The organism is Minwuia sp. IMCC3009, assembly GCF_029909415.1.
GTDB lineage: Bacteria > Pseudomonadota > Alphaproteobacteria > Minwuiales > Minwuiaceae > Minwuia.
Map to the genome: position 1 here is coordinate 1,077,531 of NZ_CP123781.1, position 25,285 is coordinate 1,102,815.

The window sequence follows — 25,285 nt, forward strand, 5'->3', positions numbered from 1 at the left end:
AACATTTTGTCGGATCGGCGTTAACGAAGCCTTGCCGGAGCAATCAGGCCCTTGGCCGGGACGCCTGCCTGATCGTGTGGCTCAGCAGGATCACGGGCACCACACCGGCCAGCACGATGGCGAGGGCACCGGGCGTGGCCTCCGCGAAACGTTCATCGACCGCATACTGGTGTGTCACCGTTGCCAGGGTCTCGAAGTTGAAGGGGCGCAGTGCCAGGGTCATCGGCAGCTCCTTCAGCGTATCGACGAAGACCAGCAGGGCGGCGGTCAGGCTGCTGGCGCGCAGGAGCGGCCAGTGAACGCGCCGTACCAGGTCAACAGGACCTGATCCAAGCAGCCGGGCAGCATCGTCGAGGGAGCGGGGCACCCGCTCGAACCCCGCCTCGGTCGCGCCGAAACCCAAAGCCAGGAACCGCACGGTGCAGCCGAACAGCAATGCGATCAGGGTGCCGGAGAGCAGCAGGCCACTCGACAGTCCGAATGACTCGAACAGCCAGGCATCCAGGGCGTTGTCGAAGGCGGCGAAGGGGGCAAGGATACCTATTGCCAGCACGGAGCCGGGGATCGCGTACCCCATGCTGGCCAGGCGCGTACCCAGGCGGAGCAGCGGCGCGCCGCTCATGCGTCCGGCATAGGCCAGCCAGAGCGAAAGCACGGTCACGACCAGGGCGGCGAGGGCGGCAAGCTCCAGCGAGTTGAGCAGTGCGGACGCCAGGTCCCCGGTGAACAGGGCATCTATGCGGTGCCACGAGGAGCCTACCAGCAGGCTGAAGGGCAGCAGGAAACCCAGCACGACGGGCAGGGTGCAGAGCAGGGTCGCGGCCAGGGCCAGGGCACCATGCAGTTGCGCGCGGGCCTGCGCGGGGCGGGTTGAGCGGGCGTCGGTGAAGCGGCGATCGGCCCGTGCCCGGCGTTCCGCCAGCAGCAGGATCGCGACCGCCGCCACCAGCATCAGGGCAAGGCCGGACGCGCCCTCCAGGCTGCCCATGTTGATCCAGACGTGGAAGATGCCGGTCGAGAAGACGGGCACGGCGAAGAAGTCGACAGTGCCGTATTCGTTCAGTGTCTCCATCAGCGCCAGCGCGACACCGACGACGATGGCGGGGCGTGCCATGGGCAGGGCAACGCGCCAGAAGGCCGCGCTGGCCGACAGTCCCTGCATGCGCGCGGCCTCCACGGCAGCGCGGGACTGGGCCAGGAACGCGGTGCGGGTCAGCAGATAGACGTACGGATAGAGCACCAGCGTGATGATGATGATGGCGCCGGGCAGGCTTCTGATCTCCGGGAAGCTGTAGTCGGCGGCATTGCGCCAGCCGAACAGGTCGCGCAGCGTGCTCTGCACCGGCCCGGCATAGTCCAGCAGGTCCGTGTAGACAAAGGCGACGATGTAGGATGGTGCTGCCAGCGGCATCATCAGCGCCCATTCCAGCGTCCGGCGCAGCGGGAAGTCGTATGCCGCGACCAGCCAGGCCGCGCCGACACCGATCAGGGTCACGCCCGTTCCGACGCCCAGCGCCAGCAGGCTGGTGGTGATGGTGTAGTTGCCCAGGACCGTTCGGGTCAGATGCGGCCAGATCCCCGGCTCCACCGACAGCGCGAACCAGACAAGCGCACCGACCGGTAACGCAACAAGCCCCGTCGCGAGTATCGCGACGAGGCCAATTACGAGATAGCTTCTGTCATGTCCGCGACGGACGGCCGTCGGCGGCGCAACCGCAAGTGTCATGCGGTCACGATGTCAGATCACGCATCAACTGGAAAGACCGGCGCGGTCCACCATCTGGGCGGCGGCACGACGCTGGGCCGCGACATCGGCCAGGCTGACCGGATCTTCCTTGAATTCACCGAAGACGGCGATGACCGGAGCGATCGATACCCCGCCCAAGATCGGGAACTCGAAGTTCTGGGCGGCGTAGATTTCCTGCGCGTGCGGGCTGGTCAGATACTCGATCAGCTTGACGCCGTTCTCCGGGTGCCTGGCGTGCTTGGTGACACCGGCACCGGTGATGTTCATGTGTGCGCCGCGCCCTTCCTGGTTCGGGAACACGGGACGCACGGCCTCGGCGGCGGGGCGCTGTTCCGGGTCGGAGAGCATGATGCCGTAGTAGTAGGTATTGCCGATGGCGATATCGCACTCGCCCTGGGCAACGGCCTTGATCTGCGCGCGGTCATTGCCCTGCGGCTTGCGCGCCAGGTTGGCCTTCACACCCTGCAGCCACGTTTCCGTCCAGGCTTCACCATGGGACGCGATCATGGAGGAGATCAGGTCGATCATGTAGGGATGCGTGAACTGGCGGGCGCAGATCTTGCCCTTCCATTCCACGTCGGCCAGACCTTCGTAGGTCAGCGCGCGATCCGCCGCCACACGCTCACGGCTGGCATAGAGCACGCGGCTGCGCTTGGTGATCGCGAACCAGCGGTTCTGGGGATCCCGGAAGTTCGCCGGAACGGCAGCCTCCAGCTTCGGGGAGGTCACCGAACGCAGCACATCAGCCTCGACGAGGTCGGCCAGACGACCGGCGTTGGCGGTGATCACCACGTCGGCCGGCGTGTTGCGGCCTTCGGCAACCAGGCGCTCCAGCAGACCCTTGTTCGCGTAGACCATGTTCACCTTGATGCCGGTATCGGCGGTGAAGGCGTCGATCAGCGGCTGCATGAGGTGAGGCTGGCGGTAGGAGTAGAGGTTGACCTCCTCCGCAGCCTGCGCGGCACCCGCGGTCAGGCCGCAAAGCAGGGCGGCACCGGTTGCGAGGCGCGTGATGGATCCAAAGACTGACATGGCAGGCGAGTCCCTTTTTCAGAATGAGTTGCAAGATCAATAACAGCGCAGGATCACCGCTGCAACATCATTGATAATCATTTGCAGCACGGCAATTCGCGTCCCTGCCGCTGACCCGCAGTCCGCGCGGATGGCCATGCGTCTGTTTTGGATTGCCGCAGGGGCAGGACTGCGTAAGCTCCCGCGCATGACAACTGCCTTACCTCCCGTTGAAGAGAACGCGGCGTCGCGTTCCTTCAGTCTGATGATCTTCGTGCTGCTGATTCTGGTCTGGGGCCTGCTCTGGCCCTTCATGAAGATCGCCGTGGCGGAGATGTCGGTTCTCAGCTTCCGTGCCATCAGCTCGGTGCTGGCCGCGATCACCATGCTGATCGTGACACGGATCGCCGGGCACAGCCTGCGCGTCCCCCGTGACCACTGGGTTCCCCTGATCGTTGCCGGATTGTTCAATGTCGGGGCCTGGCTGTACCTGTCGGCGGTCGGCGTGACCCTGATCGAGGCCGGTCGCGCATCGCTGATCGCCTATACCATGCCGGTCTGGGCCTTTCTGATGGGTATTCCGCTGCTGGGCGAGAAGGTGACGCGCTGGCGCATTCTGGGTCTGGTCCTGGCCATGGCCGGGCTGGCCGTCCTGATGGGGGACGAGGCCAAGCGGCTGGGTGAGGCGCCCCTGGGTGCCCTGGTCATGGTGGCGGCATCGCTCTGCTTTGCCTTCGGAACCGTCTGGCAGAAGTACAATACCTGGCGCGTGCCGCATCTGACGGTGATGAGCTGGCAGATGGTGGTGGGCGCGACACCGATCACGCTGCTGGCCATACCTGACCTGCTGGTCCTGCAACCGGTATCCTGGCAGGCGACAGCGGCAACGCTCTATGCCGGCCTGATTGCGCAGGTCTTCGGTGTGGCCGCCTATCTGTGGCTGGTGAAACGCCTGCCGGTGAAGACGGCATCGCTGTCTGTCATGCTGGTGCCTCTGGTCGGGCTTGGTTCCTCGGCAATCCTGCTGGACGAACCGCTCGGGCTGCCGGAGCTGCTGGCGACCGGCCTGATACTGGGGGCCATCGCGACGGTTTTTCCGAAGGATTTGCCGAAGACAAGATAGGGGAGGTTCAAAAAATGACTGAGAAACGGGTGGATACCGTACGCCTGCAACGCATCTCGAAGGCCTATTGGGAGACGGGCGCCATGTATGCGGCCATCGATCTGGGGGTCTTCACGCAGATCGCGGCAGGCGCGAATACCATCGCGAAGCTGGGTGAGGCCGTGGGGATCGGTGCACTGAACGGCGAGCGGCTGCTGGATGCCCTGGCGGGGATGGAGCTGGTGACACGGGATGCGGACGGCACCTACGCCAACGCCCCCGATGTGGCGCGTTTCCTTGTGGAGGGAGAGCGCAGCTACGCGGGTCCCTGGATGACCTTCATGCGGGAGAGCTGGGGCGACTGGGGCAGGCTTTCTGAAATCCTGAAGGAGCAGAAGACCGAGCCGCTGGGCATGTACGATGACCTGACGGTGGAGAGTGCGCGCGCCTATCACAAGGCCACCTATTCCATCGGCATGGGCGCGGCCCGCAAGTTCCATCGGGAAGTCGATCTGACCGGCCGCAAGCGCATCATGGATCTCGGCGGCGGCTCCGGTGCCTACTGCATCATCGCCGCCCAGACCTGGCCCGGGATCAGTGCGGTGGTGCTCGATCTGCCGCCGGTCGTGACCGTGGCGCGGGAATTCATTGCGGAGAATGGTGTGTCCGACAGGGTCACGGCGGAATCCTGCGACTTCACGCGGGGGCCGTTGCCGTCCGGTTGCGACGTTGCGATCCAGGCCTCGAACCTGCCGATCTATGACCGCGAAACCTGGACCCGTGTCGTGGCACAGGTATTCGACGCGCTGGAGCCCGGCGGCGAGTACCATCTGATCGGCGAGATGCTGGACGATGACCGGATGGGGCCGATCGCCCCTGCGATGTGGGGACTCTACGAGGCGATACCGCACTCGATCGGGCATGCCCACACGATTGCCGAGTGCGTCGGCTATCTGGAGAGCGCCGGGTTCGAGGGGATCAGCGCGACGGAGTTCATTCCGCAGACACTGACGCGGGTGACGGGGCGCAAGCCGGGCTGATCAATGATCACCGGGCCGCTCAGTCCGGGACGGGCACGGGCTTCCTGAAGCGCATTCGCGAGATCAGACGCAACACGGTGACGGCGGTCTTCGGCTGATCCATTTCCAGATGCAGGGCCGCGATGGCGAGCAGGTTGCCCGCCGGGTCGCCTTCCGCCGCGTGGTTCAGCATCTCCTCCAGCTTCTTCCTGCCCTCCGCGCCGATGCCGCTCACCTTCTCCGGGAACCGACGGCGCAGGTGCGGGACCAGCCGTGCCGAACCAAGCTGGACCAGGGACGGCTCGGCCCGCAGCGCGACGCGGGCATAGACCGTTGCCGCTCGCTTCAGGTCGCCGGAGACAAGCCTGTGCAATGCAAACAGCAGCATTTCCCCCTGCAGTCGGCGCGCGTTGCCCTGTCGGACTTCCACTGCCGGCAGCTTCTCCGGATCGGTGGCGACTTCCGGTGTCCAGACGCTGTCGAAGACGCCCGCGGTGAAGCCCGCATTGTCTCCCACCGCGGCGGGCAGGCCGCCGCCTTCACCGATGCTCGCGGCCCACTTGTCCAGGAAGGCGCGGCCCCCGTCACTGTTGTGCAGGCCAATGATGCCGTCTTGCATGGCTTCCGCGCCTTCCGACGGCAACAGGGTCACATCGATCCCGGGTTGTGCCAGCGGTTTCATCAGGGTTCCGACCGACCCGGAGCGCAGGCGGCAGTGGGAGTTGACGTAGAAGGCACGATCAAAGATCTCGCGATCCATGGCGCGGCGGCAACAGGTGGCGACACTGGCGGACGGATCATCGGCCATGGAAATGACGATGTTGAAGACAGCCGTGCGCCAGAGCCTGTGGGTCGGACGGTTGGTCACGACGGCGATCGGGACGTCCGTGAAATGCTGGCGCACCGACCAGGCGGCCATCAGGGTCCGGTCGATCTGGGTCTCGTCGCTGTTCGCCACGAACAGCACGACCCATTCATTCTTCCGCTTCGTTTCAGGTGTTTGCATCGCCCCAGACCTGCCTCGCTGCACCGCACCCGAGCCTAGCCCGGACGAATGGCTGATGCCACTTGTCAAAGTGTGCGGTGAAACATCTCCGGCGTCCTGTTCGCGGCGGCGAAACCAGGCAGGATGGTCTCACTGATTTCCGTCGGGCTGTAGGAAAGATGATCGGCAAGTGCTGCTGCAAAGACGTCCCGCAGATCCCTGGTCGGACGCAGGTCCCGCGCCGCGACGCGGTCTGCCGGACGCAGGCCGGGCCAGTCAGCGATCATCCGCCCGCCCCGGACCGCTCCGCCCAGCAGCAGGGCCGAACCGCCGATGCCATGGTCCGAGCCCCCGGTTCCGTTCGGCTCCACTGTTCGACCGAATTCACTGGCGATCAGCACCACGGTCTGCGACCAGGCGTCGCCGAGCTTGGCCCGCAGCCGCGCGATCCCCTGATCCAGATCAGCGGAAAGTCGGTTCATGTGGAACAGCAGCGTGCCATGCATGTCCCAGCCGTCGCTGTCCATGGCAACGATACGTGGTCCGTCCGCGCGCGCCATCAACTGGCCGACCTGTTCCAGCAGACCGGCCATGCGACCGGAATTGGGGTCTCCGCCCATGCCGCCGGTCATTGCCTGCAACTCCCGCCCCTGTGGCAGCATCCTGGCCAGCAGCGGGTCATTGGCCCACAGTGGCACCAGACGGTCCACCAGTGTCGGGTCCGCGACCGGCAACTGTGACGGTGCCCAGGATCCGACAGGTGCCGCACCGCGCATGATCAGCGGCGTTCCCGCGCCAACCGACAGTCCGCGACGGGCGCTGTCCGGGCGCAGGGCAAGGGCGCGGTTGAGCCATCCGTCGGCGGAACCGTCGGGGCGGGCAAGCCCGCTCTCCAGTACGTTCTGCGCGTCGAAGTGACTCCGATCCTGATAGGGGGTGGAGATGGCATGAAATCCGATGAGTTGCTGCTGCTTCCAGAGTTCGCCGATGGTCGGCATGGCGCCGTGCAGGGAGAAGAAGCCGTCCAGCGGAAGCGTCGGAAAGGCGCTTAGTCTGCCGCGAATGTCCGCCAGATCCGGGTCGCCTGTTGGCGGAAGCATGCTCAGCCCATCCGCCCCGCCGCGCAGGATGATCATCAGGAAGCGCGGGTCCGGTCCTGTCGTGGCGAGTGATCGACCGGAAATGGAAGCCAGGGCCGAGGCACCGCTGAATTTCAGCAGCCTGCGGCGCGAGATATCGAAGCGGCGGTCCGGCATTGAGGTTATCTCCGTTGGAATTCAGGGGCCGAGAGCGCCAGCGCCAGCGCCTGACGCGGGCTCTCGGCCCGGCTGATCGCCATCATCGTGTCTTGGCCATACAACTCACCCATCATGTCCCTGGCCTGGATCATGGGGTCTTTCGGAAGGGGGGCCATCCGTTCCGCCATGGCGGCTCCGAAATCGACACGCCTGAGTGCCCGGTCCGGGGTGATCCAGGCCTCCGCCGTATCCGGCCAGCCCTTCGGTGACGGGGCCATCCACGGGCGCTGTCCCAGTTCCACCAACGCATTCAGCACGCCACGGTTGGCCCCCTTCGCCCCGATACCGCGCAGGGCAGAGATGACAAGCTCGTCAGGTGTCTTCAGCTTGGTCAGGGGTATCCAGGCCGACTGTATTTCGATCAGGGCAAGAGCCATCTGTGTCAGATCGCCCTCTGTTTCGATGAACGTCCGGCTCAGGCGGGCGACAATCTCCGGCGCAGGCCGGTCCGAAACGAAATGGCGTGCGAGTTCCCTTGCAATGTTCCGGGCCGTTGCCGGATGAGCAGCGAGATCGCGCAAGGCCCGCTCTGCCTGGCCGATCCCGTCATCAGCATAGCCGACGCCCATGAGGTGACGGTCACCGGGCTCGTGGGCTGTTGCATGAAAATGGAACCCTCCACCCGACCCATGGCCGTCGGCGGGGCTGAGACTCCATCCGGTCAACATGAGAGCGAGTGACCGGACATCCGACTGCTCGTAGCCACCATCGACGCCCAGCGTATGCAGTTCAAGTACCTCCCGTGCCAGGTTCTCGTTCAGACCGCCGTCGCTGTAGCGTGCGGCGGGGGTGTTCGGGCCGAAGGACCTGGCGTTGTCGAGATAGAGGATCATGACGGGATGCTGGATGACGGCCAGTAGCAGATCTACGAACCGGCCGCCGACGTTGGGACGAATGGCTTCCCTCTCAAACCCACCTGCCAGACCGACGATCACGGGTTTCTTGCCGGTAACCGTGAAATGATCGGACCAGAAACGCACCCAGCGTTCGTGGAACGAAGTGGACGTGGTGACCGCCTGCCCGCTCCGGACAATGGCTTCGCGCACATACTGGGGACGATAGACATTCCGCAGCAGCGAGATCACGCCGGAGACGCCTTCACTGCGGATCGCGACCTGAAGCTGGCTGACCAGTTGATGCGAAGGTTCGAGAGAAGTCATCTCGGCGGAAACCGGGGCCGGGTTTGCAATCTGCGCCGCCAGCCAGCCCCGTGGATCGGACAGGGCGTCGCTGATCTCGTTCGGTCGGGCACCCATCCCAAACCGGACGGTCGCTATGGCTGCCTCCATCTGTCGGTTCATCTACCGCGCTCCAGCAAACGCTCTTCACATCTTGCGGATGCTACCATGCTACCGGCCAGGGTATCGTTACCGATTGCAACGCCGTGCAACTGCTGCCGGAATGGCGCGCATGAGCTTCGTGACCCGTTTTGCGCCCAGCCCGACCGGATACCTGCATGTCGGGCACGCCCTGTCCGCCGTGCTGGCGCATGATCGGGCACGGGCGGTCGACGGACAGTTCCTGTTGCGGATCGAGGATATCGACCACACCCGGTGCCGCCCCGAGTTCGTCCACGCCATCCTGGCTGATCTCGGGTCCCTGGGCCTCACCTGGGAGGGACCGGTCTGGCATCAGTCCAACAGGATGCGCACCTATGCCACGGTGCTGGAACACCTGCAGGCGAGGGAACTCGTCTATCCCTGTTTCTGCACCCGGCGACAGGTGGCCGAGGCCTCGCCGGGGAAGGGCTTCGACGGGCTGATCTATGGCGGCACCTGCGCCGGGCTTGGCCCGTCCGAGATCGATGCGCGGCTGGCCGACGGTGCGGTGCCCGCCTGGCGGTTGCGTCTACGGCATGCGCTTGGCCTGACCGGTCCGGTCACATGGCAGGACGAACAGGCCGGCCTGCAGCGCTGGGCGGGCGAGGGGCTGGGCGACGTGGTGCTGGCCCGCCGCGACATCGGCACCAGTTATCATCTTGCCGTGACCGTGGATGACGCCGCCCAGGGCATTACCCATGTCATCAGGGGACGTGACCTGTTCCATCAGACATCCGTCCATGTTCTGTTGCAGAAACTTCTTGATCTGCCGAGGCCACATTATCTTCATCATCGGCTGGTACAGGACGTGCGGGGACGCAAGCTGTCGAAATCGGAAGGTGTTCGCAGCCTGCGCGACATTTTTGCGGATGGGACCGATGCAGTCTCCCTTGTAGGGCATCTGCGGTCCATGATTGCGGGTGCAAGCCCGTGGGACAGTATCTAGTTTTGCGGGCCTTTTCGTTGGCCCCAGGGGAAATGTGACGGTGAATGAACCCTCACGCGAGAGACGTGGACTGGTAACGAACCTGGGTCGGTTGACCCGGATGAGACTGATCGTGCCCCTGAAACGCGGACAGGCGCCGGCCGAACATGTCGCCCGTGGCGTCGCGGTCGGGCTGGCTGTTGCCTTCACGCCGACTGTGGGCGTGCAACTCGTTCTGGTGCTGTTGATCTGGATGCTGGCGAAGGCCGCCGGGCCAAGGTTCCACTTTCACGCGATCTCTGCCTTTGCATGGGTCTGGATCACCAACATCTTCACCATCGGACCGATCTATTATGGCTTCCTGCTGACCGGCCAGCTCATGCTTGGGCGGTTTGACGAGCTTGGCGGGATCGGACTGGATCAGTTCACCGCGCAACTGACGGCAATCGCCTCGGCGGACACCGGCTTTGTCGAGGCGCTCTGGGTTGGCACGCTGACGCTGTTCGATATCTGGGGCATCCCGCTGTTCCTGGGCTCGGTGCCCTGGGCCATATTCTTTTCCTGGATCGGCTACGTCTGGTCGAAGCGCTTCATCGAGAGGTTCCGAGCCCGTCGCGCCCAGCGTCAGAAGATGACGCGGGAGAAGCGTGGCAGCCGCTTCAGGCGAACCAGCGCAGGGGGCACCGGACAGACGGAACAGCCCAGGATCTAAGTGTCCCGAGGGCTGTGCCTGGCGTCAGTCGTCTGATCGCATTTCCGGCAGGATCGAGAGCGCAACGATCCGGGCGTCGCTGCGCGTGATGCCCGCACGCATGCGCGGGTGATAGAGCATGCGCAGCATGGTGTGATCCAGCTCCGTCAGATGCGCATGCGGGCTGTCGATCGCCAAGGTTGACGGCTGATCACCGGGCAGTGCGAACGGCAGGCCCATGATCCGCGACAGTTGCGAGACGATGCAGGCATGGGCGACCGGCGCCATCCTGTCTATCGGGATGAAGACGATTGCCTCCGCCAGGTGGGTGCCGCGCGCATTGACCTGCCCGGCGCAGACCGCGCCGGCGGCCCTGTAGCCCGACAACAGGCTGTCGCGCCGGCTGTCGGAGGCGACGAAGCGGTCCAGCAGATCATTGTAGTGTCCGTCCAGCACCTCATCGAAGCGCGGTACGAAGGCGATGATCACATCCGCGCCGATCCCCTGCGTCGTGCTGATCTGAAGTCCGGTCAGCGCTGCCAGGCGTTCAATCTGCGCCTCCGTCCATTGCCGGAACCGGGCAGGCGCGTCACCTGTCATCCGAACGGTGACCGGTTTGTCGTTCGACCAGCGGTAGAGGTGTGGATCGGGACGGTCGGCCGGACCGAAGGCAGCCGTGTCGAAGGCATCGAGAATCTGTGTGCCGCTCAACGACGCGGTTCCTGCCGTGTCCTGGGCCTGTACCTGGAGCGAGAGCGCCGCCAGTAACACGACAGCCGTGGAGACCGGGACCAGCAGCCGATCCAGAAGGCGCCCGGGCATCCGAAGAATGTTTGAAACCAGTACCAACATGACCTGACCGTCACCCCACTCCTGACGATTCGCGCTCCATTCTAGCGGTCGTGTGACGGCGCCGACAGCGCGAAACCGTTCGGGATTCCGGGTGCATGGCGGATAGGGCTTGCACGATCCCTGTTCGTGCCTATTGTTCGCCGCCGATGAAAGCACCGGACGCCTTACCCGATCTTCCTTTCCCCCATCGGCACCTTTTGGGGATGCAGGAGCTTTCCCGTTCCGACATCCAGTGCATCCTTGACCTGTCGGAGCAGTTCATCGAACTGAACCGGCAGGACAACAAGAAGCTGCGCGATCTTCAGGGCCGGACTCAGATCAACCTGTTCTTCGAGAACTCGACCCGGACCCGGACGTCCTTCGAACTGGCTGGCAAGCGGCTGGGCGCGGACACCATCAACATGTCCGTCGAGGCCTCGTCGACCAAGAAGGGCGAGACCCTGATCGACACCGCCATGACACTGAACGCGATGCACCCGGATGTGCTGGTGGTCCGCCATCCGGACTCCGGCGCGGTCGCGCTGCTGTCGCAGAAGGTGGATTGCGCGGTGGTCAACGGCGGTGACGGCCAGCACGAGCATCCGACCCAGGCTCTGCTGGACGCGCTGACCATCCGGCGCAGACTCAACCGGCTGGAGGGGCTGACGGTCGCCATCGCCGGCGACGTCATGCACAGCCGCGTTGCACGATCGAACATCTACCTGCTGAACACGATGGGCGCGCGGGTGCGGGTCATCGCCCCGCCGACCCTGCTGCCCAGCGGGATCGAGCGTCTGGGTGTCGAGGCCTTCACCGACATGCGGCGCGGGCTGCGCGATGTCGACGTGGTCATGATGCTGCGCCTGCAGCGGGAGCGGATGCAGGGGTCCTTCCTGCCCTCCGTCCGCGAGTACTATCATTTCTATGGCCTGGATCACGAGAAGCTGTCGCACGCCAAGCCCGATGCGCTGATCATGCATCCGGGACCGATGAACCGGGGTGTGGAGATCGATACCGAGGTCGCGGACGATATCCACCGCAGTGTGATCCGGGAGCAGGTCGAGATGGGTGTGGCAGTTCGAATGGCCGTGTTGCGCCTTCTGGTCGCCGGAGGCGGAAACGGGAATGGTGGCGATGCCTGAGCAACGCCTGGCATATCTGAACGCCCGCCTGCTCGACCCCGCCAGTGGCCGTGACGAGGTTGGTCATGTCCTGATCGAGGATGGGCTGATCGCGGCTGTTGGTCCCGACATCTTCCCCAACCGGGTACCCGACAGGACGGAAGTGATCGATCTGGATGGCCTGTGCCTGGCGCCCGGCCTGGTGGACATGCACGCGCGGATCGGGGAGCCGGGGGCGGAGCACAAGGAAAGCTTCGAGAGTGCAGCCGCCGCGGCCCGTGCCGGGGGCGTGACGACGCTGTGCACCCTGCCGAACACGGAGCCCGTGATCGATAACGTGGCGCTGGTCGAATATGTGCATCGGCGCGCCAACGAAGGCTCCGATGTCCACATCCGTCCCTTCGCCGCCGCGACCCAGGGACTGAACGGCAAGCAGTTGACGGAATTCGGCCTGTTGCAGGCAGCCGGTGCGGTGGCCTTCACGGACGGCGACCGGGCCATTGCCGATGCCACCGTGATGCGCCGGGCACTGAGCTATTCGACGGCCTTCGACGTGCTGATCGTGCAGCATGTGGAGGAACCGTCGCTGGCCCGCAACGGCGCGATGAACGAAGGTGAACTGGCCACCCGGCTGGGGCTGAAGGGTATCCCGACAGCCGCGGAGACGATCATGCTGGAGCGTGACATCCGCCTGGTGGAAATCACGGGTGCCCGCTATCACGCCGCGCATCTGACGACCGCAAAGGCACTCGACGCCATGCGCCGGGCGAAGGCGGAAGGCCTGCCGGTGTCCTGCGGGACAGCGCCGCATTACTTCGCCCTGAACGAGAATGAGGTCAACGGCTACCGGACCTTTGCCAAGGTCTCGCCGCCTCTGCGTTCGGAGGATGACCGCCGCGCGGTGGTGGAGGCCATTCGCGACGGGACCATCGACGTGATCTCGTCGGGACATGCGCCGGAGGACCCGGAGGCCAAGCGTCAGCCGTTCGAGCAGGCGGCCTTCGGTGCCGCGGGGCTGGAAACCATGCTGGCGCTGGGGCTGCAGCTGCACATGAGCGAGGATGTGCCGCTGCTTTCCGTGCTGGCCTGCATGACCTGCAATCCGGCGCGCCTGCTGGGTCTGGACTGTGGTATCCTGCAGGCGGGCCACCCGGCGGATCTGGTGATCTTCGATCCCGGTGCGCCCTGGGTCGTCGACAGCAAGAAGTTCCGTTCCAAGTCCAAGAATTCGCCCTTTGACGAGCGGCCCATGCAGGGCCACGCTGTCCGCACCGTCGTGGAAGGCCGGACGGTATTCGTGCGGCGGGTGGAACGGTGATGGGGGCTGCGCCATGTGGATGAAGATACTGATCCTGGTCGCAGTGGTGGCCGTCGTCATCTACGGCTTCCGCGCCATTGGCGGCAAACGGAGCAGCCGGTCGGGGACCAGTGACACGTCTGGCCAGACGCCGGCCAGGGAAAATGCCGTCAATCTGATCCAGTGCGGCAATTGCGGCGCCTATACGCCGGAGGGCAAGTCCTGCAGCAGTTGCGGCAAGAATACGTCAGGCTGATTCCGGCGGTTCCGCGACAAGTTCATTTGTACGCTTGGCGGCGTGGAACAGGACCACGCGCAGGTTGCCGCTCTTCATCGCGTCGGAGCGACGCTGCCAGTGGTCGACGATCCGCACCAGTTCCTGCAGCATCGTTGGCTGTTCGATATAGGATGCCATGGTCTCGACCGCGCGCTGCCAGTCCGCGAAGACGCTGATCGTGTGTTTCAGCAGTTCGTCGGTGACGTCCTCTTCCAGGGCGACGTCAAGACCCGCCTCGATCAGGCAACGCCGCTCCTCCTCGCGTGTCAGATAGACGTAGTCCGTCGGTTCGAGGGACGTGCGCAGATCAAGTGAGAGGTCGTCGGTGTCGGCGTCGTCGTCTGCCACCAGTTGGGTGAAGACCATCCTGCCGGTCCGTCGCAGGATCTTCTCCACCCGGCTGTAGATCTCGTGCCGGTCAGCCTGCGTGTGCAGGATCTCCCGCGCGACCACCAGCTGGTATTTCGCGAACCCGAAATCCATGTGCTTCAGGTCGATGGGCCCCAGTCGCACGGCCTTGCCCCGCATCGTGTCGCGGATCATCTCCATGCCGCACCGCAGCAGTTCGCGGTCAGGGTCCAGTCCTTCCACCCGCAGATTGAATCGTTCCGCCAGATCACGGCACATGCCACCGGAACCACAGCCCAGCACCAGGGCCTTCTGTTCCTGCAATGGCACATGGGTGCCGATCATGCGAAACAGGAAATCGGTCCCGCCCGGCTGGTGATAGCCCTGACCGAACAGCAGCCCATGCGTATCGGCCAGGGGGCCATACGGGCAGTGGCGGCGAATGACTTCCGTGTCGCGACGCCCGGTGCCGCTTACCGCACCCGACTGCGCATCAATCGGATAGCCATCCCACCAGGCCTTTATTCGGTTCTTCAGGGCAACTTTGGGCATTGTGCACCACATGACGCGCGGGTCGGAATCCAACTCAGTCGAGTGGTAGTATGACCGCACTAAGATTGTGTTAACCCCGTATGGATTCCTGCCTCTGGCGGCTGGCTTGACAGAGGAACGCCCGCTCGCCAGATTAACTCGGTTGTGGGAAGAAATAGTTCCCGGAAAACAACAGGTTAGAAAACGAATTTGGAGCGGTTCCACGCTCCGGGCCGCATTTTGGCGCGGTCTTCCACAGATGCGAGACCGGGGCTGCGATGCCCCCCTGCAACGAGACAGAGGTTCCCTTGGCTGGCGGTAACGAAATTCGTTCGACGTTTGTCGACTACTTTGCGCGCAACGGGCACACCCATGTGCCATCGTCACCGCTTGTGCCGCACAATGACCCGACACTGATGTTCACCAATGCTGGCATGGTCCAGTTCAAGAACGTCTTCACGGGGCAGGAGAAGCGTGATTTCAGCCGGGCTGTCACGTCGCAGAAGTGCGTGCGTGCAGGCGGCAAGCACAACGACCTGGACAATGTCGGCTACACGGCGCGGCATCACACGTTCTTCGAGATGCTGGGGAATTTCTCCTTCGGTGACTATTTCAAGGACCAGGCGATCGAACTGGCCTGGAACCTGGTTACCCGGGAATACGGGCTGGCACAGCACCGCCTGCTGGTCACCGTGTATTCGGAGGACGAGGAGGCGGCGGCGCTGTGGAAGAAGATCGCGGGCCTGTCCGATGAGAGGATCATCCGCATCCCGACCTCAGACAATTTCTGGTCGATGGGGGATACCGGACCCTGCGGTCCCTGTTCCGAGATCTTCTTCGATCACGGTGACCATATTCCGGGCGGCCCGCCGGGCAGTCCGGACGAGGATGGTGACCGTTTCATCGAGATCTGGAATCTGGTCTTCATGCAGTACGAGCAGGTGGACGCGGCAACCCGCAACAGCCTGCCGCGCCCGTCGATCGATACCGGCATGGGGCTGGAGCGGATGACGGCGACCCTGAACGGGACGCATGACAATTACGCAACCGACCTGCTGCGCAACCTGATCGAGCAGTCGGCGCATTTCTCCAACAGCGACCCCGATGGGCCGGACGCGGTGCACCATCGCGTCATCGCGGACCATCTGCGGGCGAGTGCGTTCCTGATTGCGGACGGTGTGCTGCCGACCAATGACGGTCGGGGCTATGTGTTGCGCCGGATCATGCGCCGCGCCATGCGCCATGCGCACATGATCGGCTGCCGCGACCCGCTGATGTACCGGCTGGTGCCGGAACTGGTGCGGATGATGGGCAGCACCTTCACCGAGCTGCAGCGTGCGGAGGCGCTGATCACCGAGACACTGAAGCTGGAGGAGAACCGGTTCAAGCAGACGCTGGAGCGTGGACTGAAGCTGCTCGGCGACGCGGTTGATGAACTGGGCGAGGGGCAGGCCCTGCCCGGTGACGTGGCGTTCCGCCTCTACGACACCTATGGCTTCCCGCTTGATCTGACGCAGGACATCCTGCGCGGCCAGGGACGTCCCGTGGATACGGCCGGTTTCAACGCCAGCATGGAGAAGCAGCGGGAGGCCGCACGGCAGAACTGGGCAGGGTCCGGCGGGGAAGCGACGGAGAAGGTCTGGTTCGCGGTGCGCGACCGGGTCGCGGCAACGGAGTTCCTGGGCTACGACGCGACGGCGGCAGAGGCGAGGGTTGAGGCCATCATCGTGGACGGGGCCGAGACGGCCACGGCCGCGAACGGCACGGAAGCCATGATCGTTCTGAACCAGACCCCGTTCTATGGTGAGTCCGGCGGCCAGATGGGCGACATCGGAACGCTGACCACCGAAGGCGGTATCGTCGTTGCAGTGACCGATACGGCGAAGAAGGTCGGCGATCTGCATGTCCACATCGGGCAGGTCAGTGGTGGCGACCTGGCGGTCGGCGATGTGGTCCGCGCCGTCGTGGACAGGGACCGGCGGGACCGCCTGCGGGCCAACCACTCGGCGACGCACCTGCTCCACAAGGCGCTGCGGGACCGGCTGGGCGATCATGTTTCCCAGAAGGGGTCGCTGGTGGCGCCGGAGCGCCTGCGCTTCGACATCAGTCATCCGAAGGGTATGACGGGCGAGGAGATTGCGGGCGTGGAGGCGGATGTGAACGCCATGATCCGTGGCAATGGCGAAGTGTCGACCCGCCTGATGACGCCTGATGCGGCGGTGGAGGCCGGTGCGCTGGCCCTGTTCGGCGAGAAATACGGCGACGAGGTCCGTGTGGTCTCCATGGGACCATCGGACGAACCGACGCTTTCGACGGAGCTTTGCGGCGGCACGCATGTCCGCCGTACCGGGGACATCGGCCTGTTTCGCATCGTCTCCGAGGGGGCGGTCGGGTCCGGTGTGCGCCGGATCGAGGCGCTGACAGGGGCCGCCGCGTTCGAATATCTGAGTGAGCAGGAACAGGCGCTGAGGGAGATTGCCGGAACGCTGAAGGCGACGCCGGGCGAGGCGCCTGCGCGGGTGAAGCAGTTGCTGGAGGAGCGGCGGAAGCTCGAGCGTGAGCTGGCCGACGTGCGCAAGAAGGCCGCGATGGGCGGCGGTGCGGCCAGCGACGGTCCCGCGGCGAAGGATGTGGGCGGTATCCGCTTCATCGGCCAGGTCGCCGAGGGTATCTCCGCCCGCGACATGAAGGGCATGGTCGACGAGATGAAATCCGGCGGCTCCGGTGTCTATGCCATGGTCGGGGTGACCGATGGCAAGGCGGCGCTGGTTGTCGGTGTGACGGACGACCTGAAGGGCAGATTGAGCGCGGTTGACCTGGTCCGGGCCGGTGTCGGGGCCATTGGCGGCACCGGCGGCGGCGGACGGCCTGACATGGCGCAGGGCGGCGGGCCGGATGGTGCCTCTGCCGCAGCGGCGATCAGTGCGGTGGAAGCCGCACTCGCCGAGGCCGCCTCGGGGGCCTGAGCAACATGGTGGCGCAGCGTGACGAGGTCAGCCTGCGCCACCGAACCTTCGAGATTGTCGAGGAGGCCGGTCCCGGTGATCGGCTCAGCCTTCTCTTCGACCGGTTCCTGATCGTTCTGATCACCCTGAACATCGCCGCCGTGGTGCTGGAAACGGTGCCGTCCCTGCACGACCGGTTCGGCTTCGAGTTCATGGTGTTCGAGGTGATCTCGGTGATCATCTTCACGGCCGAATATATCGTGCGGATCTGGGTGGCGCCCGAGCATCCGTCACTGAAACGGCATGGGCCAGTCATGAGCCGTGTTCGCTACGCGCTTTCCTTTGGCGCCATGATCGATCTGGTCGCCTTCCTGCCCTTCTATCTGGCGATCTTCTTCGGGGCGGATCTGCGGGTGCTGCGGGTGCTGCGGCTGCTCCGGTTCCTGAAGCTCATGCGATATTCCTCGGCGCTGATGACCTTGCAGCGCGTCTTCTATGACGAGCGTCGGGCATTGCTGGCATCGCTGCTGATCATGTTCGGGTTGCTGATCATTTCCTCGACGGCGATCTATCATGCCGAGCGCCATGCCCAGCCCGAAGCGTTCGGGTCGATACCCGCCGCCATGTGGTGGTCACTGGCGACGCTCACCACCGTTGGATATGGCGACATCGTGCCGGTGACCCTGTACGGCAAGCTGATCGGCGGCGTGGTCATGCTGTTTGGTCTGGGCATGTTCGCCCTGCCGCTGGGCATCATCGCCATGGGCTTCTCGCAGGAGGTCAACCAGCGCCAGTTCGTGGTGACGCCAGCGATGGTCGCCAAGGTGCCGCTGTTCGAGGATCTGAATGCGCGGGAGATCGTGCGCATCTCGCGGATGATGCGGGCACGGCGCTATGCGTCGGACGAGACGATCATCCAGGGTGGCAGCGAACCGTGGGAGGAACTGTTGTTTGTCGCCAACGGCATCGTCACGGTGGAGTTCGCGACAGGCAGCCATACGGTCATCGAGGGCGGCATCTTCGGGGCGGAGTCCGTCCTGCGCCTGGGGCATCAGATCCTGTCAGCGGTTGCGGAGACGCCGGTGCAACTGATGATGCTGGAGGCCAATGACGCCCGCGACCTGATCCGGCGCCATCCGGAAATCGGGGATACGCTGCGGGCACAGGTTGCCAGCGCCGAAGCTGCCGAAGCCGCTGAAGCATAGGGCAATCGATCCGGGGCCGGCCGCCGTCATCCCAGGCCCGCGATCGCCGCGACCCGGGCAATGTCGACGTGCCCCGCCAGATGCTTCGACAGTGCATCCAGGGTCGCATCGACGCTGCCGTCGAAATCCAGGGTTCCGTCCGTCTCCGCGCCCAGGTGGTCGAGAAAGTGCCGCCGGAAGGCGTCATCGCGGAACAGGCCGTGCACGTAGGATCCGATGATCCGCCCGGACCGGTCCATCGCCCCCTCCGGCCTGTCGCCGATCTGCAGGAACGGCCGCTGCCGGTCCGGGCCGTCGGTGCTGCCGATATGGATCTCGTAACCGCGCACGCTGGACCCTGACGCAGGGTGCAGCCCTTCGACCGGCCTGGTCTGCTTGGCCGGATGCATCATGGTCTCGACCTGCAGCAGGCCCAGACCCTCTTCCGTACCGCTCGTGCCCTCTATTCCGTCCGGATCATGGACCAACCGGCCAAGCATCTGATAGCCACCGCAGAGGCCAAGTACATGCCCCCCACGTCGGGCGTGGGCGAGAATGTCGATGTCCCAGCCCTGTGCGCGCAGGAAACGCAGTTCGCCGGTGGTGGACTTGCAGCCGGGCAGGATCACCAGATCAAGGTCGGCGGGAAGCGGTGTTCCGGGCTGGATGATCTGCAGGTCGACGCCGGGTTCCGCCGCCAGCGGGTCCAGGTCATCGAAGTTGGCGATGCGTGACAGGGCCGGAACCCCGATCCTGAACGCGCCCTGTCGGTGCCGGGCGCGACCGGCCAGCTCCATCGCATCCTCCGCCGGCAGCCGGTTTGCCGCGTGAAACCATGGAATGACCCCCAGAGCCGCCCAGCCGGTGCGGAAAGCGATCAGGTCGCGGCCATCATCAAACAGGCTCGGGTCACCCCGGAAACGGTTGACCAGAAAGCCCCTGATCCGTGCCTGTTCGGGAGCGGGGATCAGGGCATGCGTGCCGACGATCTGTGCGATCACCCCGCCCCGGTCGATATCGCCGATCAGGATCACGGGCACATCGGCCGCCTCCGCAAATCCCATGTTGGCGATGTCGCCAGCCCGCAGATTGACCTCCGCGGTGCTGCCTGCACCCTCCACGATGATCAGGTCGGCGTCCGTGCAGAGGTGATGATAGCTCTGCATGACGCGGGTCAGCAGTTGCGGCTTCAGGGCGGAATATTCGCGTGCACGGACCGTCGCGAAACGCTTTCCCTGGACCACGACCTGTGAACCGGTCTCGCTCTCCGGTTTCAGCAGGACCGGATTCATGTGCACGCTGGTGGGAACACGGGCGGCGAGGGCCTGCATGGCCTGGGCACGCCCGATCTCGCCGCCGTCATCGGTCGCGGCTGCATTGTTCGACATGTTCTGTGGCTTGAAGGGCCGCACGCGGAGGCCGCGATCGGCAAACAGGCGGCAGAGCCCGGCGACCAGCATGGATTTCCCCACGCTGGACCCGGTGCCCTGCAGCATGATGGTGGGGGTCAGAACCGCTCTCCCGCCCCGTCCGTCACCGGACAGGACAGGGGGCAGCGCCCTGAGCGGACCTCACCCGGCCTTGAGGTCGGGGTCGTCGTCATTGTCCAGATCATCATCAGGCTCCGGACCCGTTGTCATGGCGTCGGTCAGCAGTCCGGCGTGATGCATGATCTGCTGTTCGATCTTCAGCGCCACATCGGGATTGTCGGCAAGGAACTGCTTCGCGGCCTCGCGGCCCTGACCGATCCGCTGGTCACCGGCGGAGAACCACGACCCGGCCTTGTCGACGACACCGGCCTTTACGCCGTGATCGAGCAGTTCGCCGGTCTTGGAGATGCCGCTCCCGTACATGATGTCGAATTCCACCACGCGGAACGGCGGTGCCACCTTGTTCTTCACCACCTTCACACGGGTCTGGTTGCCGACCACGTCGTCGCGGTTCTTGATCGCGCCGATACGACGGATGTCGAGACGGACCGAGGCATAGAACTTCAGCGCATTGCCGCCCGATGTGGTCTCCGGGCTGCCGAACATCACGCCGATCTTGAGGCGGATCTGGTTGATGAAGACAACCATGCAGTTGGTGCGGGAGATCGAGGAGGTGAGTTTCCGCAGCGCCTGGCTCATCAGCCGCGCCTGCAGGCCGACATGGGAGTCCCCCATCTCGCCTTCGAGTTCCGCCTGCGGCACCAGGGCCGCCACCGAGTCGATCACCACCACGTCGACGGCACCGGAACGCACCAGCGTGTCGGCAATCTCCAGCGCCTGCTCGCCCGTGTCCGGCTGGGAAATGATCAGGTCATCGATATTGACCCCCAGCTTCTTCGCATAGGCCGGGTCCAGCGCATGTTCCGCATCGATGAAGGCACATGTGCCGCCCTTCTTCTGGGCTTCCGCAATGACATGCAGGGTCAGGGTGGTCTTGCCCGAACTCTCCGGGCCGTAGATCTCCACCACACGACCCTTCGGCAGGCCGCCGATGCCCAGCGCCATGTCGAGGCCGAGGGAACCGGTCGAGATCGACGCGACGTTCATGGCTTCCCGCTGGCCGAGGCGCATCACGGAGCCCTTGCCAAAGGCGCGTTCGATCTGGCTCAGGGCCGCATCAAGGGCCTTGGATTTGTCTGACACGCTCCGACCTTCCTTATCAACGAGACGCAAAGCTGATTGCGACATGGTCCGCTCCTTATTTCACAGGCTGCTCTTCAGGTGCAATTGCGTTCAATGTACGCTTTTTGTTCCCGTTGCAAAGCGGTTTCATCAACTCATTGAAAGTAGATGGAAAAATGCGATATGTACGATGAATGTTCACGTCTGAATTGGCGAAGGTGCATCTGCGTCCTGCAAGCGGGGCGCTGTCTCCGAATCAGCTGCCGAGCTGTTCCTTCACCTTGGCTGCCAGGTCTTTCAGGCTGAAGGGCTTGGCCAGAAACTCTACGTCGGTCAGGTCCTCGCCCAGGCTGCGGCGGAAGGCTTCTTCCGCATAGCCGGAGATGAAGACGGCGCGGATGTCGGGCCGTACCTCCCGCGCGCGGCGGATCAGGGTGGGGCCATCCATGTTCGGCATGACCACGTCGCTGACCATCAGGTCGATCTCGTGCTCACCTTTGCTGATGATCTCCAGCGCGGTATCGCCGCTGTCGGCCTCCAGCACCGTGTAGCCCTTGTTGCGCAGTGCCCGCACCGCGAACATGCGTACCGCATCCTCGTCCTCCACCAGCAGGATGGTGCCCTGGCCGGTGAGGTCGACGCTGGCGCGGCGACTGCTGGCACCCGTGGTCTCCGGGTCCGCATCGACCCGGGGCAGCAGGATGCGGAATGTCGTGCCCGCATCGACCTTGCTCTCGACCAGAACGTAGCCGCCGGTCTGGCGCACGATGCCATAGACGGTGGCCAGCCCGAGGCCCGTGCCCTGCCCGACTTCCTTGGTGGTGAAGAAGGGTTCGAAGATCTTGGCGATATTCTCCGCCGAGATGCCGTGCCCTGAATCAATGACGGCGATCTCGACATAGTCTCCGACGGGCATGATCTCGTCGCCGACCGGTTCCGGCACATCAATCCGCACGTTGCGGGTCTCGAGCGATACCGTGCCGCCCGATTCCATGGCGTCGCGCGCATTGACGACCAGGTTCGTCACGACCTGTTCGATCTGCCCCTGGTCGACCTTGACCAACCCCAGATCGCGGTCATGCACGATGCGCAGGTTCAGATGCTCCCCGATCAGGCGCCGCAGCAGATCCGACAGGTCGGCCAGCACGTCGGTCAGGTTCAGCACCTTGGGGCGCAGGGTCTGGCGCCGGGAAAAGGCGAGCAACTGGCGCACCAGGGCCGCCGCGCGGTTCGCGTTCTGCTTGATGTGGACGATATCGGCGTAGGAAGGATCACCCGGCGGATGACGCATCAGCAGCAGGTCGGAGAAGCCGATCATGGCCGTCAGCAGATTGTTGAAATCATGTGCGACACCGCCAGCCAGTTGCCCGACGGCCTGCATCTTCTGGCTCTGCGCGAACTGCGCCTCCAGACTGCGCTGTTCCGTGGCGTCGATGAGATAGAACACGACAACCCGTTCATGGTCGACCCGATCCAGCCAGGTGCCATGGATGCGTGCCACCCGGGCGGCACTGCCGGCGAGTTTCACTTCCACCGGTTCAACGGAGTCATTCCCCTCCATCAACTGCGTCTGTCGCAGCAGGGCGGCGTCCCGGTCCTTCTCGTCGACGAACTCGACCCAGTTGCGGCCGATCTCCTTGCCCCTGGAGCCGAACATGCGTCCAACCGCGCCATTGGCCCGATTGATGCTGCCGTCCTGCGTGACAACGATGATCCCGATCGGCGCACCACTGATGAACCGCTCGAAGTTGTGCCGGTCGTGGTCAATTGCCTGGCGGAGCTCCGCGATCTCATCCGGATCAGCAAGAGGGGCTTCGGGGTGAACGGTCGCGGGTTCCTGCGGCTCGGTCTCGGGTTCGACCGGTTCCTCCACCGGCTGGATGTCGGCTGCGGTCACTTCGGGCACAGGCGGGGGCATGTGCGCCCGCCTGTCATCCGCAGTCCGCACGCTGCGGCGGCGGAAGATGACCGGCAGCATGCCGATGAACAGGGCGGAAACCAGAACGCCGAGGATCTCCCGGCTCAGATCGAGCTGACCGGCGGCGAGCAGCAGACCCAGCAGGATGCCAAGCAGGGCCATGGCGAGTGCCAACATCGGTGGCCGGGTCCCTGCACGGTCCTGCCCGGAGGTCAGGTCTGGCGGTGTGCTGATCTGGTCGGTCAATTCTGGATGCTCCGCGCGGGTGCGCGCCCGCCGCTGTAACTCTGGCTCAGGTTCATCACGTAGCTTATCACTTCCGCCACGGCCTTGTAGTGCTCCGGCGGTATTTCCTCATCCAGTTCCACAACCGCGTGAAGGGCCCGTGCAAGCGGCCGGTTCTCGACAACCGGAACCGCATTCTCCTCGGCGACCTGCCTGATGTTCAGCGCCACCTGATCGACACCCTTCGCCACGCAGACCGGTGCGGCCAAGGCAGACATGTCGTACTTCAGCGCCACGGCAAAATGTGTCGGGTTGGCAATCACGACACTGGCTTCGGGCACGGCGGCCATCATGCGGCGGCGGGAGCGTTCCATGCGAATGGCACGGATCTTCTGCTTGATCATCGGGTCGCCGTCCGACTGCTTCTGCTCATCCTTGATGTCGCGGCGGGACATGCGCAGGTCCTGCCGTGTCTTCCATTTCTGGTAGGCGAAGTCGGCCGCCACGATCACGGTCATGACCGCCATGACGCCACCGACCATGGTCAGTGCTTCGCCGCGGACGAATTCCAGAATGCCGAGGGGCGGTACGGCGATGAGCTGGGGCAGGATGTCGAAGTCTGGCCAGATCAGCGAGAAGGCGACAAAGGCAACAAGGGTCAGCTTCAGGATTCCCTTGCCGAACTCCAGCAGTGAATTGACGGAGAAGAGGCGTTTCAGGCCGGCGATCGGGGAGATCTTGGAGAGCTCCGGCTTGATCTTCTCCGGCGTGAGCTGGATCGGATGCTGCACAGCCGTGCTGACGACGGCCAGCACCGCCAGCACGCCCATGATCGGCAGCACGGCGTAGGCGACGCTGCCGACCAGACCGTTGAACAGGCCCTGCATTGCCCCGGCATCGACGATGATCCGGTCCGGGGAGGCGACGAAAGCGCGCAGGCTGTCGACCAGGATCGCCCCGGCATTGCCGATCATGAACATCAGCAGCGCGGCGGTACCAATCATCATGAACCAGTGACCGACTTCCTGACTCTTGGCGACCTGGCCCTTCTTGCGGGCCTCCTGCAGTTTCTGTTCTGTCGGTTCTTCGGTTTTTTCCCACTTGTCCTGCCCGTCACCGGCCATCCGTTCCCCCTATTGCACCAGGAACATGGCGAGGCCGTTCTCGAAGTGGTCCAGGAACCACATCATGCTGGCCCCCAGGGCCATCATCATGATGACGAAGGCGAGCATGATCTGCAGCGGCATGACGATGAAGAAGACCTGCATCTGCGGCATCAGGCGATTGACCAGGCCCATGCCGATATAGAGCACCAGGGCATAGGCGATGAAGGGGGCGGAGATCTGCACCCCGATCAGGAAACTGTTGGCGACCCAGCCTGCGGCGGTCTTCGCGAAATCCTCCATCGGGGGCACGGTGGCCGCCGGAAACAGCACGTAGGAGTCGCTGATCGCATACATCATCATGTGATGCAGGTCGGCCATGAAGATCATCACCAGGCCCATGATGCTGAGGAAGCTGCCCAGCAATGCCCCCTGGGCACCCTGCGCCGGATCGAAGAACTGCGCGAAGCCGAGGCTGGCCTGGAAGGAGATGACGATGCCCGCCACGTGCAGGGCGGTGACCAGCAGCCGCGCGGCCCCGCCGATGAAGATGCCGATCAGGGCTTCCCCGGCCACGAGGGGCAGCAGGCTGACCGGCTGCTCCGGGATCGGCGGCAGCGTGGCGACAAGGACGGGCTGAAGGACGATGGAAAGGGCGAGCGCAATGCCCAGCCGGACACGCGGCGACACATAGGGTTCACCGAATCCCGGCAGCACCATGATCATTGCGCCGACGCGGGCGAAGATGAGCATGGTGGAGAAGATCGTGACAGGCAGGACTTCGGCCAGCACGATC

21 protein-coding genes are annotated in these 25,285 nt (G+C 64.5%); 9 read left to right on the plus strand and 12 right to left on the minus strand.

Features of this window, described 5'->3' with window-relative positions; all coding sequences use genetic code 11:
* Positions 1–43: 43 nt before the first annotated feature.
* Positions 44–1,726: an iron ABC transporter permease gene (locus tag QGV55_RS05100; protein WP_281017926.1), complete on the minus strand. Its 1,683-nt coding sequence runs from the start codon at positions 1,724–1,726 to the stop codon at positions 44–46.
* Positions 1,727–1,750: 24 nt separating this feature from the next.
* Positions 1,751–2,779: an extracellular solute-binding protein gene (locus QGV55_RS05105; RefSeq protein WP_281017925.1), complete on the minus strand. Its 1,029-nt coding sequence runs from the start codon at positions 2,777–2,779 to the stop codon at positions 1,751–1,753.
* 187 nt (positions 2,780–2,966) lie between these two features.
* Here QGV55_RS05105 and QGV55_RS05110 point away from each other — a divergent pair, with 187 nt between their 5' ends.
* Complete coding sequence (locus QGV55_RS05110) at positions 2,967–3,881, plus strand: DMT family transporter (RefSeq protein ID WP_281017924.1); 915 nt, start codon at positions 2,967–2,969, stop codon at positions 3,879–3,881.
* Between the two features lie 14 nt (positions 3,882–3,895).
* The gene (locus QGV55_RS05115) at positions 3,896–4,900 is read left to right on the plus strand and encodes a methyltransferase (RefSeq protein WP_281017923.1); all 1,005 of its coding nucleotides are present in this window, start codon (positions 3,896–3,898) and stop codon (positions 4,898–4,900) included.
* A 19-nt stretch (positions 4,901–4,919) separates the two neighbouring features.
* On the opposite strand, the gene QGV55_RS05120 is transcribed toward QGV55_RS05115, so the two are convergent.
* From QGV55_RS05120 to QGV55_RS05130, 3 genes are all read right to left on the minus strand, one after another.
* Positions 4,920–5,885, minus strand: a complete 966-nt coding sequence (locus tag QGV55_RS05120; protein ID WP_281017922.1) for a hypothetical protein — start codon at positions 5,883–5,885, stop codon at positions 4,920–4,922.
* Positions 5,886–5,950: 65 nt separating this feature from the next.
* Entirely contained in the window at positions 5,951–7,120 is a 1,170-nt protein-coding gene (locus QGV55_RS05125) for a DUF1501 domain-containing protein (protein ID WP_281017921.1), read from the minus strand.
* 5 nt (positions 7,121–7,125) lie between these two features.
* Positions 7,126–8,463, minus strand: coding sequence for a DUF1800 domain-containing protein (locus tag QGV55_RS05130; protein WP_281017920.1), 1,338 nt, complete (start codon positions 8,461–8,463; stop codon positions 7,126–7,128).
* Positions 8,464–8,572: 109 nt separating this feature from the next.
* On the opposite strand from QGV55_RS05130, the gene gluQRS reads away from it, so the two are divergent.
* Together gluQRS and QGV55_RS05140 are read left to right on the plus strand one after the other, a co-directional pair.
* Positions 8,573–9,427, plus strand: coding sequence for a tRNA glutamyl-Q(34) synthetase GluQRS (gene gluQRS / locus QGV55_RS05135; RefSeq protein WP_281017919.1), 855 nt, complete (start codon positions 8,573–8,575; stop codon positions 9,425–9,427).
* 100 nt (positions 9,428–9,527) lie between these two features.
* Positions 9,528–10,118, plus strand: a complete 591-nt coding sequence (locus QGV55_RS05140; protein WP_281017918.1) for a DUF2062 domain-containing protein — start codon at positions 9,528–9,530, stop codon at positions 10,116–10,118.
* A 24-nt stretch (positions 10,119–10,142) separates the two neighbouring features.
* Here QGV55_RS05140 and QGV55_RS05145 read toward each other — a convergent pair whose 3' ends face one another.
* On the minus strand, positions 10,143–10,919 hold the full coding sequence (locus QGV55_RS05145; RefSeq protein WP_281017917.1) for a DUF2927 domain-containing protein: 777 nt from the start codon (positions 10,917–10,919) through the stop codon (positions 10,143–10,145).
* Between the two features lie 176 nt (positions 10,920–11,095).
* Here QGV55_RS05145 and QGV55_RS05150 point away from each other — a divergent pair, with 176 nt between their 5' ends.
* Genes QGV55_RS05150 through QGV55_RS05160 form a run of 3 tightly spaced genes read left to right on the plus strand, consistent with a single transcriptional unit; the run spans position 11,096 to position 13,602 of the window.
* Positions 11,096–12,070 carry an aspartate carbamoyltransferase catalytic subunit gene (locus QGV55_RS05150; protein WP_281019844.1) on the plus strand — a complete coding sequence of 325 codons (975 nt, stop codon included), beginning with the start codon at positions 11,096–11,098 and terminating at the stop codon, positions 12,068–12,070.
* Positions 12,063–13,367: a dihydroorotase gene (gene pyrC / locus QGV55_RS05155; protein ID WP_281017916.1), complete on the plus strand. Its 1,305-nt coding sequence runs from the start codon at positions 12,063–12,065 to the stop codon at positions 13,365–13,367. The genes QGV55_RS05150 and pyrC overlap by 8 nt, the downstream gene beginning before the upstream one ends.
* Before the next feature lie 13 nt (positions 13,368–13,380).
* On the plus strand, positions 13,381–13,602 hold the full coding sequence (locus tag QGV55_RS05160) for a hypothetical protein (protein WP_281017915.1): 222 nt from the start codon (positions 13,381–13,383) through the stop codon (positions 13,600–13,602).
* On the opposite strand, the gene QGV55_RS05165 is transcribed toward QGV55_RS05160, so the two are convergent.
* Positions 13,594–14,523 carry a class I SAM-dependent methyltransferase gene (locus tag QGV55_RS05165; RefSeq protein ID WP_281017914.1) on the minus strand — a complete coding sequence of 310 codons (930 nt, stop codon included), beginning with the start codon at positions 14,521–14,523 and terminating at the stop codon, positions 13,594–13,596. The two genes, QGV55_RS05160 and QGV55_RS05165, sit on opposite strands and share 9 nt — an antisense overlap.
* Positions 14,524–14,810: 287 nt before the next feature.
* Here QGV55_RS05165 and alaS point away from each other — a divergent pair, with 287 nt between their 5' ends.
* Positions 14,811–17,468 (plus strand): alanine--tRNA ligase, encoded by a 2,658-nt coding sequence (gene alaS / locus QGV55_RS05170; RefSeq protein ID WP_348637632.1) that lies wholly within the window; start codon positions 14,811–14,813, stop codon positions 17,466–17,468.
* 5 nt (positions 17,469–17,473) lie between these two features.
* On the plus strand, positions 17,474–18,652 hold the full coding sequence (locus tag QGV55_RS05175) for a cyclic nucleotide-gated ion channel (RefSeq protein ID WP_281017912.1): 1,179 nt from the start codon (positions 17,474–17,476) through the stop codon (positions 18,650–18,652).
* 26 nt (positions 18,653–18,678) lie between these two features.
* Here the strand turns inward: QGV55_RS05175 and QGV55_RS05180 are convergent, their stop codons facing one another.
* From QGV55_RS05180 to fliR, 5 genes are all read right to left on the minus strand, one after another.
* A complete protein-coding gene (locus QGV55_RS05180) occupies positions 18,679–20,127 on the minus strand; it encodes a cobyric acid synthase (protein WP_281017911.1) in 1,449 nt (482 codons plus the stop codon).
* A gap of 75 nt (positions 20,128–20,202) precedes the next feature.
* A complete protein-coding gene (recA, locus tag QGV55_RS05185; protein WP_348637631.1) occupies positions 20,203–21,309 on the minus strand; it encodes a recombinase RecA in 1,107 nt (368 codons plus the stop codon).
* Between the two features lie 190 nt (positions 21,310–21,499).
* Positions 21,500–23,407: an ATP-binding protein gene (locus tag QGV55_RS05190; RefSeq protein ID WP_281017909.1), complete on the minus strand. Its 1,908-nt coding sequence runs from the start codon at positions 23,405–23,407 to the stop codon at positions 21,500–21,502.
* Positions 23,404–24,510, minus strand: coding sequence for a flagellar biosynthesis protein FlhB (gene flhB / locus QGV55_RS05195; RefSeq protein ID WP_281017908.1), 1,107 nt, complete (start codon positions 24,508–24,510; stop codon positions 23,404–23,406). Before flhB ends, QGV55_RS05190 begins: the two co-directional genes overlap by 4 nt.
* Positions 24,511–24,519: 9 nt before the next feature.
* The gene (gene fliR, locus QGV55_RS05200) at positions 24,520–25,281 is read right to left on the minus strand and encodes a flagellar biosynthetic protein FliR (RefSeq protein WP_281017907.1); all 762 of its coding nucleotides are present in this window, start codon (positions 25,279–25,281) and stop codon (positions 24,520–24,522) included.
* Positions 25,282–25,285: the final 4 nt, after the last annotated feature.